Raw genomic sequence first — 15,466 nt, 5'->3', positions numbered from 1 at the left:
CTCTACTCGTCAAAATGCGATTGGATTTGGTTATACAGCGCATGGAAAGCCGGATCGGATATGTCTCTCGGATAGGCGAGAGGCACCTCGTAGATATCCGTTATTCTTGACGACGGACCCGCTGACATGATGCCGATACGCCCTCCAAGCAGAAGGGCTTCCTGTATATCGTGCGTCACGAAGATGACGGTTTTATCCGTGTCCTGCCATATGCGTACCAACTCTCTTTGCATCGTCCGCCTCGTCATCGCATCCAATGCGCCGAACGGTTCATCCATGAGCAAAATCGCGGGATCATTGGATAATACCCTTGCCAGCTGTACCCGTTGTTTCATACCGCCTGACAGTTCGCGTGGATATTTGCTCTCATGCCCTGCAAGACCCACCAGCGAAATAAACTCGCTGGATATGTCCTTTCGCTTCGCGGGAGGTATTCGCTTCATCCGAAGTCCAAATTCCACATTTTCTCTGACGGTCAGCCATGGGAACAAGGAGGAGTCGGCTTGCTGAAATACGACGGCGCGATCCTGGCCCGGACGGTCCACCTCCTTCTCGCCTACCCTCACCTGACCCGAAGTCTTGGATACAAAGCCGGCGATCAGACTAAGCAGCGTCGACTTACCGCACCCGCTTGGACCCAGCAGAACAAAGAACTCGCCGCCCTTTACCGCCAGATTGACGTCTTGGATAATATAGTGCAAGTCACCTGCCGAGGTTTGCTGTGCGTAACTTTTATTCAACTGTTCAATGTGGATTTCATTCTGCCTTGACGCTGCTCTCATCGTCTTCATCTCCTCACTTCAGTTCAATGACTCGATCCGGGAAAGCTTCCCTTACCAATTCCAGATTCAATTTTTCGTTCAGCTCGAAGTCCTTTTCGATGATGCCGTTATCCACCATGTATTCCTTTTGTCCCTGTAATCCTTCGTAAGCTTTTGCCGTAAAACCAAGATTCCATGGATTCATCGGCAGATCCTTTAGCGTCGCTTCTCTCGGCTGCTTGACTTCTTCGTACATCAGGTCTGCCGTTTCCTCCGGATGCGCCTGGGCATAAGCTGACGCATCATCCAGTGCTTTCAGCAGCGCTACGAAACCATTCTTGTTGCTGTTGAGCAATTCATTCGAAGCGATCAATCCGGTACCAAGCCTTACGGGTGTCTTGGACATATCCGACATTTTTTTTGCTTCGGTAAGCGCACCAAACTTCTCGTTCAGCACTGCTCCATATACCCAAGCGGCGTCAATGTCGCCTTTTTTGAGAGCCACATACGCCTCGTCGAAACCTCCCTGTCCGATCAGTTCCACATCCGAGAGCGCAACTCCGTTTTCGGCCAAATACACATCCCATAAATAGGGGATGAAAGTGCCTCTTGAGAAACTTAACCTTTTCCCCTTGAGATCCGCGGCGCTTCCAATCTCTTTACGAACGAACAGCTTCCATTCGCTCGCACTTAAATCCGTTGCCGTTCCGGATGAAGCAAAGATGGAGTAATCGCCTTTGCTGACAGCGTTCAGGAGCGGGAAGTCCGCTCCGAACGCAACGTCTACCTGTTTAATGAATAAGGAGTTCACGCCTTCAGCCGGCGTAGCGAAGTTTACCAATTCGGCATCAATTCCGTGTTTGTCGAAGAAACCCTTGCTTTTCGCCACACGAAACACGGTATTGGTGGAAATATCCGCAATTTTCAGTTTGAGCCGATTCCCCTGCTGCTTACCCGAAGCATTGCCGCACCCGCTCAGCATACTCATGATAAGAATCACCGACAACATCCGAATACTCCATTGCTTCAAAGATTGGTTTCTACTCATCCCGATCCCTCTCTTTTTGCACGACTTCATCCGTTCTGGCCACGCAAAGCGCGCCCTCACCGTATGAGATTGTACCTTCGACTTCCACGCTTGTAACGGCACCTCTCGGCGCGGCCCCCGGCAGTCGGTAATCGGCAACATCCAGCGGGGCAATCTCCGTCTCAACGGGCAATTCAAGCTGAGGTACCCATTCATATGGAACCCGGTATGCGCGATAGACCATGTTGGAGTTGCGGCTGTTTTTATAAGGCGAAATATATTCCCACACCAGCTCGAATTCTCGGGTCACTTCGAATATTCGCCCGTCAGCCCCTTCGGTAATCAGGGTGTTGCCATTGGGAAGGCGCTGTGCCGAGCTGATATACGGGCTGTAAAAGCGGTAAGAGTCCAGCGGAGCCTGGAATCCGGCTTCCGTCGGCGTATATTGCCATTCAATCTCTAAAGTAACGGGGTTGATTTCCAGGATGCGCGAATGGTCGCGCCGAGCGATTTTCAAACCATCCCCCGCTTCCGGATTCGGCTTTCCGTAACCGCCCCAGCCCCCATTGTCAAAGATCAAAATGTTACCCTCGCCCGGAAGGCCCTGCGGTATGAGATGGGCATGATGCTGGCCGATAATCCAGCCGATATGCTTCGTTTCCTCCGTGGAATAATCGGGGCCAAGCTTCCAGACGATGTCCCCGGTTCTTTTATCAATGATGGCAATAATATTCGTTTCCCTGGCATCCCAGATTATATTATCGGGATGAAAGCGTTCGTCTCCCGCATCATAAAATCGGTTAGGCCCGAGCACCGAAGCCGAATTGATGTGCATCCAATCGCCCGCATGAGCTCCAAAGCCGCGGGTGTTTGGATCGCGGGATAATGCGAGCTTTGCATCCTCATCAAATCCCAGTTCATCAAAGTGATCGCTAACGGCCCATTCCCACACCACATTTCCTTCCCAATCCACTTCGATGATGGTATCATCCAGCAGCTCGATGTCGGATATCTCGGGACGCTTCACATTCTTGTGGGCCAGAATGATTGTATTGCCCGAATCCACCTTCGGATCTTGCCCTGGAACATAATAACCGACGGGATTGCCCTCGCGTTGATAATCGTGATGCTGGCGTGCCATCCACTGCGGCGGATGCCCCGGATCCTCTATGTATTCATAACGGTCAAATTTCCAGACGATATTGCCGTCCCAGTCGACCTGGACCAAATTGGTTTCATCCTGAAACCCGTATTTCGGGTCGCGCTCTGAGGTGCTTCCCAGCACGTACCCCCCCGGAAACAGCTTGTTGGGAAATCCTCGAAGTCCTTTCCACAGATGAACCTCTCTCCCATTCATGTCAATGAGAAGAGCTCCTGTATCCGCTGCTTGATATATCGTGTAACCGCTCCAAGTCTTCTCGGGATTATAAACCGTTGTACCTGTTGGATAAATCGTCGGATGTCCCATCGTCACAACTTCCTTTCAAATTTTGATTTTTAGTAAGAAATAAAGGTATTTGAACGTTTCACGGAGCCGCAGTTGACTTGAACATTCCTTTCTTTTGGCTGGGTACATATTGCACACTGTTGAAGCACGGAATCGGAGAAACCTTCAAGATGTTCATTGAGCTGTTTAAAATAATCAACGAGTTCCCTGAGCTCCTCGTGCGAGAATGCGCCGAAGATGAGGTCAATCATATACCCGCCAACATGTTCATTACGCTGCAGCATCTCTCTTCCTGCTTCTGTAATATCTAAGGCAATCGCTCTCCGGTCCGTCTTGCTACGCCTTCTGACCGCGAACCCGGAAGTCTCCAGCTTGTCGCATATCGCCGTTACAGCTCCGGATGTGAAGTCGAGCTGTTCCGCCAGCTCGCCAAGCCTCTGCTCGCCATTCCGGAATATCGTGTTGAGAATCAACAAGCCTGGCAAGGATATGCCTTCTACCGAAATCTTGTCACGTTCTTTGACAAACCTGCGTACCACTTTGCGAAAATGCCAATCGGCCTCCTCCAATAAGTCCCAATTCTTATCTTCCATGTCGCTCCTTTCTCGGGTCATGAACCTCCGTTTGCCGGTCATTATCCCCCATCGCTAACTCTTGAAAATACAGAAAGACCCCCATCTACCCCTTTCGTCGTACTAACGACAAAGGAGTAAACAGGAGCCTTTGGTGGACCAATCGGCTGACATTATCCTTCACTGCTAAGATAATGAATGATCATTTAATGATGACTGAAGGATGATTCCTGTGGCTAGATTAAACCAATTAATTCAACCTGTCAAGTAGGAATTAAATAAAATTCATCCAGGGAGCAATGATTAGCATTATAAAAACGACAACCTCGCACCCATTTGACGGATATGGTTGACGTCAGCAAACAAGATAAAATAATTGTAGATCGTTTCCCCGATTTGGACAGGGCGGGGGTATCTTACGATCAGGGCGGACTGCTTATTCATCTCTGCTGGCTGGTCGGCTGACGGGAAGATGAAACACGCCTCTTGATGTTGCACCTTCACATGGATGATAGTTGGTGATGAGCCGTAAGGCATTAATGGATGAAAAGCTTCGGCATGGCATACTTCGGTAATAGGGTCACTTGAGGAAATCGCGGATACCTGAAAAAAACCGTCGGCCCCTTCGTATCTTTCTTCACTTACCTGACGCCAGTTTGCAGGATATGGAAAGGATACCCGGTAAACGAAGCTGGTGAAAATGTTTTCCGGAAGCCTTCTCACGCGAGGGGACCACTCCACGGCGGTAATACGCCCGCCGCTGACGACGTTCACCGGTATCTGATCCCTGATATCCACGATCCAGAGCTGACTAGCGCCCTCAACACCTGCGCATCCCGACAAATACGCGATTTTCGCACCGTCCGGCGACCACCCGACCGGGGTGGCAAAACAGTCGGAAACCGCAATCGTCCTTTGATTCTGTCCGGTGCGGCTGCCAATCTGTATAAAAGAATAATAATATGGCTCTTCATAAGCGGTCGCGCTGTAGGCGATGTTCTGGGAATCCGGTGACCATGACGGAAAATAGTTTTTGGCGAGCGGTCCGCCTTCCAGCGTGTAGACGGTTCCGGTTGTCAAATCGACGGTTGATATTAAGGAGATGCTTGCACCAGGGAATGTATAGAGTGCGAAGGCACCGTCTGGGGATATCCGAACGTTATGGAGCGGTCCATTCGTATTCCGTGTGATTTGTCTCCGATTACTGCCATCGCTTTGCATGCGGAAGAGCTGCGTAATGCCACTGGCATCCGGAGCCGCAAATAGAAGTTCTGTACCCGAAGGGAACCATTGGACATCGCTAGCTCCAGGCTCTGAGATGGTATAGCTCCGATGTGTGAACGTATCATAAACGACGATTCGGCCATTTTTAACATAGACCAAAGACCGGTTGTCAGGAGACCAGTCCAACAGCGTGTATGGTTCGATTTGGTCGATCCTGGCTACGGTATGCGTGGAGGTATCCAGCAAATGGACCACATTTCCAATTCCGATAAATGCAATCCTCCTGCTGTCCGGCGACCAATAGGGAACAGAGAATTCCGCGCCAAGTCCCCGGGTAAGTTGAACATGAATTCTATCCTGCCGTCGGTACAGCCAAATGTCGAACGATCCGGCACGATTCGATGTGTAGGCGATCCGCCCTTGATCTAGATCATGAGAAACAGCTTGCAAGGCCAACATCCTCTCTTGAATCATCTGTTACTTCAGATATATTCAGTGGAGGACGGTTAGGCGACCGTCCCGAATCGGATATATAAAGAGCTTCTTCATTTTTATTTGATTGGCTCATCATGCGTATGCGTCGTATTTTCGAACGAGCTGTTATTTCGAAGGTTCCCCATCCGGTGATATTCAAGATATTCTATCATAAAGATTATAGAGTTCCATGAGGTTACGTAATACCGTTTTCTGTTCATATAAAACCTTTAAAAGTTCCACCTGTCAACCTCCTTGAGCTCTGTATGGATGTAAAAATATATTCAACACGGTGTGATTGGATCCTGCCCTTATTTGAGAATACCGCAGTCGAGGATCATTCTCTCATTGGTCATTAGTTGCCTTTTTCAAATATTGCTCAGCTCCGTGATGATTGGTAGAATATAACAGTTATATTATCGTACATCTATAAGGAGAGGAACACAATGACACTTCAACAACAAGCAGCAATGGATTCCATGATCGAATGGCTGGAAAATGAACGAGAGCTCGGTCATAAACCCAGCAAAATCGAATTAGCGGGGGAATTTGATCTTCACGACATGCATTATTATATTTTCAAATATAAGAAGACCCTGTTTGGCAAATGGCTGGTCGGTATCTGTGGCGGTTATGAAAATCCGTCAGACATCGAGCATTGCGGACATGTATTCAGTGAGATGCGGCCCTATCATTCTGCTACGGCGGAACAGGAAGCCGTATCCATGGTTAACATGATTCGTGAGTATTGGATGAAGCAGGCGGCACTCTATGAGGCAGGGGAAGCTCCAGAGGATACCCCGATGGACTCCAAAGAATCATCCGGAATATTTAACGGCTTCGTTCTGTTGAATTCATCGGAATGCGACCTGGAGCAGATCAAAGCAAATCTTCAGCACGATTGGAATATTTCCTCTTCCCCGGAGAATGGCAGCTCCGGAGAGGAAAAGGAAGGTATTCTGGTCTTTGAGGCTGACGGCTGCATGGTCGCGGTCAGCTTCGTTGATGCACCGGTACCGGATGGCGAGGCTGAGCATTACGCGCAAGGAAACTACCTGTGGCCAGAGGCTGTAGAGGTAACCAAAACCCATGTCAGTCAGCTTATTCTGGCTGTGTTTTCCCGTGCTGCCTCCCCGCTTGAAAGCGGCAGGATGTATACCAAGCTGGCGGCGAGCTGTTTAAAACTGCCTAATGCCGTCGGCCTCTATTCATCCAGCACGGTATTTCAGCCCGAGCTTTTTGTCGAAATGGCTGAAACCATGGAATCCGACGATCTGTTTCCGCTGTTAAACCTGGTGTACTTCGGGCTCGTCCGTACGGAATCCAGAGTCAATGGATATACCTATGGACTCAGAGCCTTTGGTAAAGACGAGATCGAAGTGCTGGACAGCCAGGTAACTCCTGCCGAGCTTCGTGAATTCCTGATGGATATATCTTTATATATCGTTGAACAGAACGTCACGCTTAGGGACGGGGAAACCATCGGCTTTTCGGCGGAACAGAAGCTGCCGATAATGCGGTCCGAAGGGGTTTATCTTGATGGTGACACACTTAAAATCAAGTTCTGATTCAACGTAATCTTCCAGCCCGTAATAGTGATATTCCCTTGCGCCGATCTTTTCGGCAGCTTCTTGGAGCTGCCGAAGAAGGGAGTTATAACCAAGCCACATGCGTTAATTTTAAAGAATAATCAACTCTTCCGGCTTCCAATAGAGCAGCGCTGCCTTAAAACAATGTTTGTACAACAAAATGCCGTTCTCTTCCGTAACAAACTGTCTGAGGATTTTTTCCGCTGCTTTTCGGTCATAGTTTGTGTCCAATATGGCACCTAAATTATCCTTTAGGAGCTGTTTTTCATTCTCATAGCGATAGGTTCTTTCCAAGTTTAAAATTTTGCAATTTACGTCGATACCAAGTTCATACAGAAGATTTGTTAAATAGATATAATTCCGTCGCTGGAATTTGACTTTGTAACCAAGCTCTTGATGGATCTCCCACAGATGTGGTTTTTCAGGCCCGGTTGTCAGCCCGATAATCGCCCACCGTTTAGAAGAGTTATTCATATTTAGAAGCGCCCGATCGATCTCCTGCATCCGATAATAACAATTGATCCCAAAAACAACATCAAACTGTTTTTTTGGTACAGAGTCTTCCCATTTAGAATGAATGAACCGTATATTTTGATGACCTTGCCGCTTGGTTTCCACCTTTAAATGATTGAGCATACTACGTGAACTGTCCACGCAAACAAGCGAGGATGCTTGATCAGCAGCAGCAAAGGTATAGTTCCCCCATCCCGGTCCAATCTCCAAGACGTTATCGGTTGGCTCAATAAACGAAGAAGCTCTCTCCGAATATCAGTTGCATAGTCATCCAATGCATCTGTTTTTTTAGTGACAAATCCTTCCCAGAAGGCTTCCTCCTTGAGATCGTCGCTCATTCGCTCAGGCAGATTTCCGTTCCAATCCTTCATTCCCTCAAGCCATAGCTCTTTAAAATTCATATCGAAGCGGACGCCGTGATACATATTTACTTCCCCCTCTTTCCTACAATTAAAATCCATTGGTTAAGTTTCGACTGGCCCGATAGCAGTCATTTTCAACCCGTGTGTTTCGCTCACAATTTCCATCTTCACCCCGTATACCCTCTCCATATTTGTGCAGGTAAACACCTCTTCAGGTCGGCCTGAAGTAAATACTTGTCCGTCTTTGAGCATGTATATCCGATCTGAATAGCGTGCAGCCAGTTCTAAGTCGTGTAAAATCAGGATAACCAGAATATCGGAATGTTTCGCAAGCTTGCGTACAAGCTCTAACACTTCGAGTTGATGACGAATATCGAGTGCAGAAGTCGGCTCATCCAATAGAAGCAGATCCGGCTGTTGTGCCAGCGCCCGTGCAATCAAAACTTAAATTCGGCTCTTGACCTTGTTGATTTGTTACAACTTGCTTCACCATTGTTGGTTGTCGAACACCCCGCTAGAAGCAAAGTTAGAATCATTGCAAATGCGAGTCTAATGATAACGTTCGATAAGATTTTTTTTGAATAAACAAAGTGTGTATCCTCCGGGATTTAAATGTAATTATTACGATTAATAAGCATCTAGCATGAAAAATAAATACTCTTAAGCGTTCCTTTAAACCACGCTTTCCTTTCCTTTCGATGACCAACCATAATCATTCGCGGCGAATGTCTCTTATCATAATGTTGTCCATCATAATTTCCGTAAATTATATCTAATGTCAGACCGACTGTTTTCAGCATATCTTCCAATTTCTCAGGACCATATAGCTTGACGCGTTCCGAATATCGACGAGTAAGATGGTTAGTTCCTTGAACTACAATTTCCTTCATAACGAAACCGCTTAAAATGCGGCGGGTTTCGGAGATGAGGTTTCCCTCTTCTACCCGCTCCGAAAAAGGAACCAGGCGATCTGTTGTGTATTCTGCGTTCATATAATCGATAATGAACCGCCCTCCCGGTTTCAATGCCTTATGGATTTGCCGTAACACCGTTAACTGCTCGCTGTCCTCTTCAAAATAACCAAATGAGGTAAATAAATTGACAACGGCATCAAATCGTTCCTTAAACATCTTACCTTCTGGTAAAGCACGCATATCGCATTCAACCCAATTTACTAATTCATTAGGGTCGGAGGCCCTAGCTTCCTGAAGCAGCTCCGAGGAAAGATCCACACCTGTTACGCGATAGCCTGCATGTGCAAGTGACATTGCATGTCTCCCCATACCACAACATAGGTCGAGGATTTTGCCTTGAGTTGGAAGCTTCAGCCACTCCATCATTTTAAATACTTCCTTCTCAGCCTGGCGTCTATCCCTATGACGGTAAATTAGCAAATAATCCTTGCCGAAGCTCTCCTCGTACCATTTATGTAACGTCTTTTCCATTTATTCACTCTCCCTTGAGGTATCAAAGTCGCTTGTCATCCATACAAGAGGCCCCTTTATTCAGAATAAACAAGACATCAATCTCTATAATTGTAATTATTACGATTAAAGTTCAAAAAAAAGAACCAAGCCCACCTCAGTTAATCGTAATATTTATAATTAAAGTCTACTTGCAATTTTATAATATGTCAACACTTCCCCCTCATGAACACGTAGGTATTAAAAAAGCCTCCAAGCAGACATTCACATTGTCTGCCCGGAGGCGTTAATATACATACAGTTAGCTATAAGTCATTCTTCTTAATCATGAGGGCCCTCAAGTTCTCCTTCAAGCTCCAAAAAACGATCCCGTAACATGTTCAATTCTTCCTCTGTCGCCTTCCAATAGTTCCGTTGATGACTTTCAAGCAGCGTTTCCAACATACCAGAGTAGGCCCAGCTGTTATTTTCAGACATTTGCTTGCTGCGTTGTTCGTTGGCCACATATTCATGATGAACCGCTGAGAAAATCCAGGAGTCTACTTGGTTGGTCGTCGCTGCAAGCCCCAACAAGTTTTCTACTCGGTCTGCTGCTTTCTGGGCTCCATGATAATCATGCTTTAGCAAACCGTCTATCCATTTGGGATTGAGCAGACGGGTTCGTACTCCACGAAGGACAGAGTTTCTTACTTCTTCGGTTAAGATTTGCTCCCGCGTGGTATCGCTAATATATATTTCCGCCTTGCCGCCTTTGGTAATTTCTACCGATTTCGCCAAACCTCCAAAAAACTCATAATAATGATCCAGATCGGTAATCTCATGTTCATGGTTGCTCCGAATCTGTGAAACAATATCAACGGCAGCCAAGTTCGCCGCATACAAATCATACATATCCTTGCCCCTGTAATCGGAGCTGTACACATACTTCAGGCTGTTCATGAAAGCTGCGCCCAATTGGTCTTCTTCTTCCCACTGCTTGGTCTCGATCAGCTTTGTTACCGAGGTTCCATATTCTCCTGCGGCAGGCCCGTATATGCGGGCACATGCCAAGTCCCAAGCCTCGTCATGCTCTGCCCCGGCGCTGCGTAACTGCTGATACAACCTCTTCGAATGCTTTTTGAACCGGTTTTGATACACCGGCTCCTCCAGCTCAGAAATTTCTTTAAAGAGGCGGTGAAGCATTGATAGCTGCTCCGGAAACATGTCGCGGAAAAATCCACAGATATGGACCAGGACATTCAGTCGCGGCCTTCTCAGTTCAGAGAGCGGAATAATTTCATATTCTACTTGTTTATGGTGATCCTGGTCCTTAGCTCTAACGCCTAGATAAGCCAGAATCTGCCCCAGCGTTTCCCCTTGTGTCCGGGACGTTTCCAATCCCCACATAACCAGCGCGGTTGTTTCCGGGTATGAGTTATGCGCTGCATCATACAAATTCAAGGTGTTCTCCGCAATCCTCCAACCACTCGCAACGGCTGCACGGCTTGGTATGGACCTAGGGTCAAACTGTACCAGATTGTTTCCGGACGGCAGAACCTCCGGATTCCGAATGCAGTCGCCTGCAAGACTAACCGGCATATATTTACCGTCCATGGCCCTAAGAAGATTCGTAAGCTCCAGATCTGCCTTCGTAGATTGATAAGCCTTTAAGCCGAGCTCCCAAATGTCCTGCCACTGTGATTGTTGATCGGCTGATCCTTGCGGAGGGTCAGGAACTTTCCGGGTTTGAACAAAGGTTAACACAGCTTTCTCCACATACTCATCCAGCGTTTGCAGCCTGCGGATATCCTGGGCTTCCAGCAGCTCATCATAATCCCAGCCCATCGAACGTGCATATAATCTCTGCAGCGATCCGTAGGTTCCCCGTTCATGGCCAAGAACCATGCTCATATGCTGCGCTGCCTGCTCATGCGTATACCCCTCTCCCAAGATATGCAGGCCATCAGGAATCATGGATCTTCGGATTCGGTACAGCTCGGATTCCAGCGATTCCAGGCTAGAGGCTTCAAGAAAAAGCGCAGCTGCCTGATCCTGCAACATTTTCCATAGATCCGGAAGTCGCGAAGGATGCAGCTGTTCCGCTTCCCGATACTGATGCAGCAGTGCTTCCAGGCTGGCGTATTCTCCGTATAACCCGGCTACCGTGAATGGAGGGGATTGGTATCCTATCAAGGTAGCATGGGATCTTCGCTTCGCAATCATGGCTTCGGATGGGTTGCCGACATAATACGCGTAAAAATGCGGAATATCCTGAATCAATGCATCAGGTAAACAATCCCCCGACATGCCGCTTTCTTTGCCTTCCAAAAATTCAAGCGTACCATGGGTTCCCACATGCAAGATCGCATCAGCCTTAAACTCGTCTCGAAGGTATTGGTAAAAAGCCAAATACTGATGGTGCGGAAGGAGACTTTTATCATGGTAAGCAGCCACGGGATGCTCATGTACGCCCCTGCTAGGCTGAATACCGATGAACAAGTTGCCGATCCGGAGGCCTGGAATTTTGAAATCGCCCTTTACGGTCGTCATGATGTCGCCTGGCGCTTCGCCCCATTGCTGAACAAGCTCCTTCTTCCGCTTGTTGAAGACCTGATTGCTCTGCTCATACGATGTATTTTTATAAGTCGGAAGATGATCGGGCCAATGGTCATTAGACCAAACTGCGGAATTTATGACTCCCCCCTGTGTGAAACGCTCTTTCAATTCGAAGCCAGAGTACGTCTCGGTGTCATAACCATGCGCCTTCATCGCCGTGAGGATACGGGACATCGATTCGAAGGTATCCAGAAAGGAGGCCTGGAACAGTTGTCCTTCCCCTGGAGGGTAGTTATATCCGATAATGGCGATTCGCTTCTCGGATTGCTTCTTGGATCGAAGGTTCAGGTACCGCTTTACCCGGCCGACCACCCGCTGCGCTCGATCTTCTATCATACGGAGCTCTTTGGCATCAAGCCGCATGTCCTCGTCATATCCAAGGCTGGATAACGCGGCAACCGGGTGCATCTCAATGCTCCCGTCAAGCTCAGGCAGCATCATTTGAACCAGAAATTCGGAAGACGTCAAGCCCTGTCTGGAGCTTTCCCACTCCTGCCGTTCCCGGCGCGTCAGGAAAAACGGATGGAACATCGGAGCGTCCACTTCATTTAGTAACGCCAGGATTTCATCGCTATTTCCCCCCGTAGGTCCGGCACCCAGGCGGAACGGAACAAAGTTTACGATCAAGTCTACCCTGCCTCCATGAACGCCCCCATGCATCAGCAAGGTTCGCAGCCGATTCGGTTCAACATCCGACAAGGAAGCGAATACGACAGGAAGAACATTGGCAAACTCTCGAATCCTCTGCATCATGCTGCTGACGATATCTCCAGTGTGGAGAGGGTAGCTGTGACCCATAAAAAGTATGGCAACTGTTGGATAATCCTCACGGGCCGGCATGGACGCCCAATAGGCCTCCACGGATTCAAATGAATGCGAGTCGGAGGGATCATAGATGCTCAGCGACTTCAGGGCAAAGGGCGGCTCGACCGGCGGCCAATCCGTTTCCTTTCCGAAGCAGGTGGCAATGTAGCTAAGCATGTGGTGTAAATTGAGAATCCCTGCATTTCTCCAATAGGCGACCAAGGTCCGGTGATGCTTAAGATTATCTTGCTGTTCGGTTGATATTGAGGATGCGGACGAATGTCCGCTTGAGGTTGCGGACGGATGACCACGATGGCCGGCGCCGGCAAGATCGTGATAGCGCAATGAACCCAGCCTATATAAATCTTTGAGCCGCTCCCCTTCCCCTCCTACAATCACTTGCTCTGCTGCAAGACCGATACAAAGGTCATGAATACGGGAAACGGTCCGGGCAGGGCTGCCGTGCGGATCGTGGATGATAAAATCCGCTTGATTTACGGCTGTCTCGAGCCAGCTCCACTGTGCCTCCGACAAGGTTCCTTCTATATTAAATACAGATAATGAAAGGCGACTGCGCAAAGATGCATCCCACTTCTTCTTATATATGAACGATAAATCCTTCATGGCCGCATGGGATGTCGTTAAGACCGTGATCTTCATTCTGTGCTCCTCCTATCCAAGGACGATAGATCATGCTTAATTAAGAATCATGCTTAATTAGGGTTATCTAACCCAATATGGTTCGAACCGTGCCAGTAAATCCATCTTCGTTCAAGTGTTCGAGTACTCGATACTCAGCACCCAATGCTTCAGCCAATTCTTTAGAGCGTCCCAATTTAACGAAGCCTTGCTCCGTATCAATGACAAGACAAGAGATCCCGGCAAGCCGGATCCAGCTTGCGGCCTCCAGGCATTCATTCCAAATGTCCGAATAAACCGACAATCCTGAAGGACTTTGGTTCGCTCGGCCATCCGTAACGAATATCAACGTCGGTATCGTATCATGATTTCTTCGTTTCTCCGCTTGAAGCACCTTATAGGCCAGGATAAGCCCGGCTGCCAGAGGCGTCCTTCCTCCAGTCGGAATATCGCGGAGATGCTTGGACGCTGTATCGATGCTGCGTGTAACCGGAAGCACAAGCTCAGCCCCGTCCCTTCTGAAAGCGATCATGCCAATTCGGTCCCGCTTCACATAAGAATCCCGGAGTAGATGAAGGATGCCTCCTTTGACCGCTGTCATGCGCTTTCGGGCCAGCATCGAACCGCTGGCATCAACCACAAACAATAACGTAGACCCAACGCGATTCTCTCTTTTCTTGAGACGCAAATCATCGAGTTCAATGGCAAACGCGACGCCGTCCTTTTTGGTACGGATCAACTGATAGGGAGCCGCTGCGCGGATCGTAGCATCAAACGCTACATCGGTTCGCTGCTTCCTGTTCCGGTATACAGCTCCTACCGATCTGCCTTTCTTCTGGAGCGTACGCGACTCATGCCGTTTTCCCGAGCCCTCATATTCTAGCTTTCGCTTCATGTTCAACTTCAAGGGCTCGATTGGATACGCCTCGTCAGGAAACAGCACCTGATCATCCATTCGATCATTGGATACATTCTGAGGGTCATTAGGATCCTCCACAACCGGCATTTCAGTTCTGCTTTGTTTGAAGGCGTCTTTCGCTTCATTCGTATGGGTCCTTCCATCCCCGTGATCGCGATGCTGTGCAGGGGAGTGGGAAGAATTCGTTTGATCGGGTGATGGATTCGTCTGATCGCCTGCATCCGGTTCAAGTGGATGACTCCCAGGGGCGTGGGGGTTCTCGAATGCAATTCGGATTCGATGAGGAAGAACATACTCGGCGATCTCTCGGATATCCTCCATGGTTACTTTGGTGCGCCCATCCCAGGCGGCTGCCGCTTTAGCCCCTTCAACAAGAGAGAGCTCGGCACGGGCGCTTGCAATCCCCGCTTCATATGCAATTGAGGAGGCTAGCTGAATCATTTCAGCGCTTACCTCCATGTGAGGAATCAATTGTCCGGCCGCTTGGATTTGCAACCGGAGTGCATCTTCCTGACGCTGATATCGGCTACGGAAGGTATAGGGTTCCTGCTCGAATTGTAATCTTCGGCGTATGACCTCGGCTCGATCCTTGTGATCTATCAACTCGGCCAACGTTACACAGAATCCAAAGTGATCCAGCAGTGAAGGCGAAAGAACGCCGTCTCCCAAATCCATTGCCGCAAGCAGCATAAATCGGCTTTCTCGAATTTCTGATATCCCTTCTCGCTGCAGATATATCCAGCCGCTCGAGCGTGTATTGACAATCTCTCTGATGAGCACTTCGGGCACTAGATTCATATGATCGGCCAGCAGCAGTTGACCATCGGCAATTTCTAACAAACCCGGGGAACGTACGAGCCTGCCGCGGTCGATGGCGGCCGTCATATCGAATGAGCCGAGAAGCCGATCCGCTGTGATGTTGACAGGTACGGATATTTTCAGACGGTCAGGGATCATCGAAGATGCTGCATGCAGCAAATGACTTTTACCTGATCCTCTAGAACCACTAATAAGAACACCGCCAATCGCAGGATTCACACCATATAGCAGAAGCGCCCGCTTCGCTCTCTCTTGTCCAACGATTCCGCTGAATGGATATTCTGAAAGCTGCTCCAT

At 48.6% G+C, this 15,466-nt stretch carries 12 protein-coding genes; 1 reads left to right on the top strand and 11 read right to left on the bottom strand.

Annotation, left to right across the window (positions count from 1 at the left end; genetic code table 11):
- Positions 1-2: 2 nt before the first annotated feature.
- From DP091_RS19770 to DP091_RS19750, 5 genes are all read right to left on the bottom strand, one after another.
- On the bottom strand, positions 3-782 hold the full coding sequence (locus DP091_RS19770) for an ABC transporter ATP-binding protein (RefSeq protein WP_113059896.1): 780 nt from the start codon (positions 780-782) through the stop codon (positions 3-5).
- A 13-nt stretch (positions 783-795) separates the two neighbouring features.
- On the bottom strand, positions 796-1,770 hold the full coding sequence (locus tag DP091_RS19765; RefSeq protein WP_373456937.1) for an ABC transporter substrate-binding protein: 975 nt from the start codon (positions 1,768-1,770) through the stop codon (positions 796-798).
- Between the two features lie 31 nt (positions 1,771-1,801).
- Complete coding sequence (locus DP091_RS19760; RefSeq protein WP_113059894.1) at positions 1,802-3,256, bottom strand: aryl-sulfate sulfotransferase; 1,455 nt, start codon at positions 3,254-3,256, stop codon at positions 1,802-1,804.
- 29 nt (positions 3,257-3,285) lie between these two features.
- Positions 3,286-3,828: a MarR family winged helix-turn-helix transcriptional regulator gene (locus tag DP091_RS19755; protein ID WP_113059968.1), complete on the bottom strand. Its 543-nt coding sequence runs from the start codon at positions 3,826-3,828 to the stop codon at positions 3,286-3,288.
- Between the two features lie 288 nt (positions 3,829-4,116).
- On the bottom strand, positions 4,117-5,490 hold the full coding sequence (locus DP091_RS19750) for a PD40 domain-containing protein (RefSeq protein WP_113059967.1): 1,374 nt from the start codon (positions 5,488-5,490) through the stop codon (positions 4,117-4,119).
- A gap of 461 nt (positions 5,491-5,951) precedes the next feature.
- On the opposite strand from DP091_RS19750, the gene DP091_RS19745 reads away from it, so the two are divergent.
- Positions 5,952-7,073, top strand: a complete 1,122-nt coding sequence (locus DP091_RS19745; RefSeq protein WP_113059893.1) for a DUF4261 domain-containing protein — start codon at positions 5,952-5,954, stop codon at positions 7,071-7,073.
- A gap of 111 nt (positions 7,074-7,184) precedes the next feature.
- Here the strand turns inward: DP091_RS19745 and DP091_RS19740 are convergent, their stop codons facing one another.
- The 6 genes from DP091_RS19740 to DP091_RS19720 form a co-directional block, all read right to left on the bottom strand.
- Complete coding sequence (locus DP091_RS19740) at positions 7,185-7,817, bottom strand: class I SAM-dependent methyltransferase (protein ID WP_258394622.1); 633 nt, start codon at positions 7,815-7,817, stop codon at positions 7,185-7,187.
- On the bottom strand, positions 7,715-8,032 hold the full coding sequence (locus DP091_RS31970; RefSeq protein WP_258394634.1) for a hypothetical protein: 318 nt from the start codon (positions 8,030-8,032) through the stop codon (positions 7,715-7,717). The genes DP091_RS19740 and DP091_RS31970 overlap by 103 nt, the downstream gene beginning before the upstream one ends.
- 39 nt (positions 8,033-8,071) lie before the next feature.
- Positions 8,072-8,410: an ABC transporter ATP-binding protein gene (locus tag DP091_RS19735; RefSeq protein WP_181469876.1), complete on the bottom strand. Its 339-nt coding sequence runs from the start codon at positions 8,408-8,410 to the stop codon at positions 8,072-8,074.
- Between the two features lie 197 nt (positions 8,411-8,607).
- Positions 8,608-9,414 (bottom strand): class I SAM-dependent methyltransferase, encoded by an 807-nt coding sequence (locus DP091_RS19730; protein WP_113059892.1) that lies wholly within the window; start codon positions 9,412-9,414, stop codon positions 8,608-8,610.
- Between the two features lie 300 nt (positions 9,415-9,714).
- On the bottom strand, positions 9,715-13,452 hold the full coding sequence (locus DP091_RS19725) for a cobaltochelatase subunit CobN (RefSeq protein ID WP_113059891.1): 3,738 nt from the start codon (positions 13,450-13,452) through the stop codon (positions 9,715-9,717).
- A gap of 67 nt (positions 13,453-13,519) precedes the next feature.
- Complete coding sequence (locus DP091_RS19720) at positions 13,520-15,466, bottom strand: VWA domain-containing protein (protein WP_258394621.1); 1,947 nt, start codon at positions 15,464-15,466, stop codon at positions 13,520-13,522.

Source organism: Paenibacillus sp. MDMC362 (assembly GCF_003269305.1).
Classification (GTDB): Bacteria; Bacillota; Bacilli; order Paenibacillales; family Paenibacillaceae; genus Paenibacillus_AQ.
This window is presented reverse-complemented; position numbering and strand designations above follow the sequence as displayed.

Bases quoted from the DNA above. Each gene is read 5' to 3' on its own strand.
- DP091_RS19770 (WP_113059896.1), bottom strand. From the start codon at position 782: ATGAGAGCAGCGTCAAGGCAGAATGAAATCCACATTGAACAGTTGAAT.
- DP091_RS19765 (WP_373456937.1), bottom strand. From the start codon at position 1,770: ATGTTGTCGGTGATTCTTATCATGAGTATGCTGAGCGGGTGCGGCAAT.
- DP091_RS19760 (WP_113059894.1), bottom strand. From the start codon at position 3,256: ATGGGACATCCGACGATTTATCCAACAGGTACAACGGTTTATAATCCC.
- DP091_RS19755 (WP_113059968.1), bottom strand. From the start codon at position 3,828: ATGGAAGATAAGAATTGGGACTTATTGGAGGAGGCCGATTGGCATTTT.
- DP091_RS19750 (WP_113059967.1), bottom strand. From the start codon at position 5,490: ATGTTGGCCTTGCAAGCTGTTTCTCATGATCTAGATCAAGGGCGGATC.
- DP091_RS19745 (WP_113059893.1), top strand. From the start codon at position 5,952: ATGACACTTCAACAACAAGCAGCAATGGATTCCATGATCGAATGGCTG.
- DP091_RS31970 (WP_258394634.1), bottom strand. From the start codon at position 8,032: ATGTATCACGGCGTCCGCTTCGATATGAATTTTAAAGAGCTATGGCTT.
- DP091_RS19730 (WP_113059892.1), bottom strand. From the start codon at position 9,414: ATGGAAAAGACGTTACATAAATGGTACGAGGAGAGCTTCGGCAAGGAT.
- DP091_RS19725 (WP_113059891.1), bottom strand. From the start codon at position 13,452: ATGAAGATCACGGTCTTAACGACATCCCATGCGGCCATGAAGGATTTA.
- DP091_RS19720 (WP_258394621.1), bottom strand. From the start codon at position 15,466: ATGGAGCAGCTTTCAGAATATCCATTCAGCGGAATCGTTGGACAAGAG.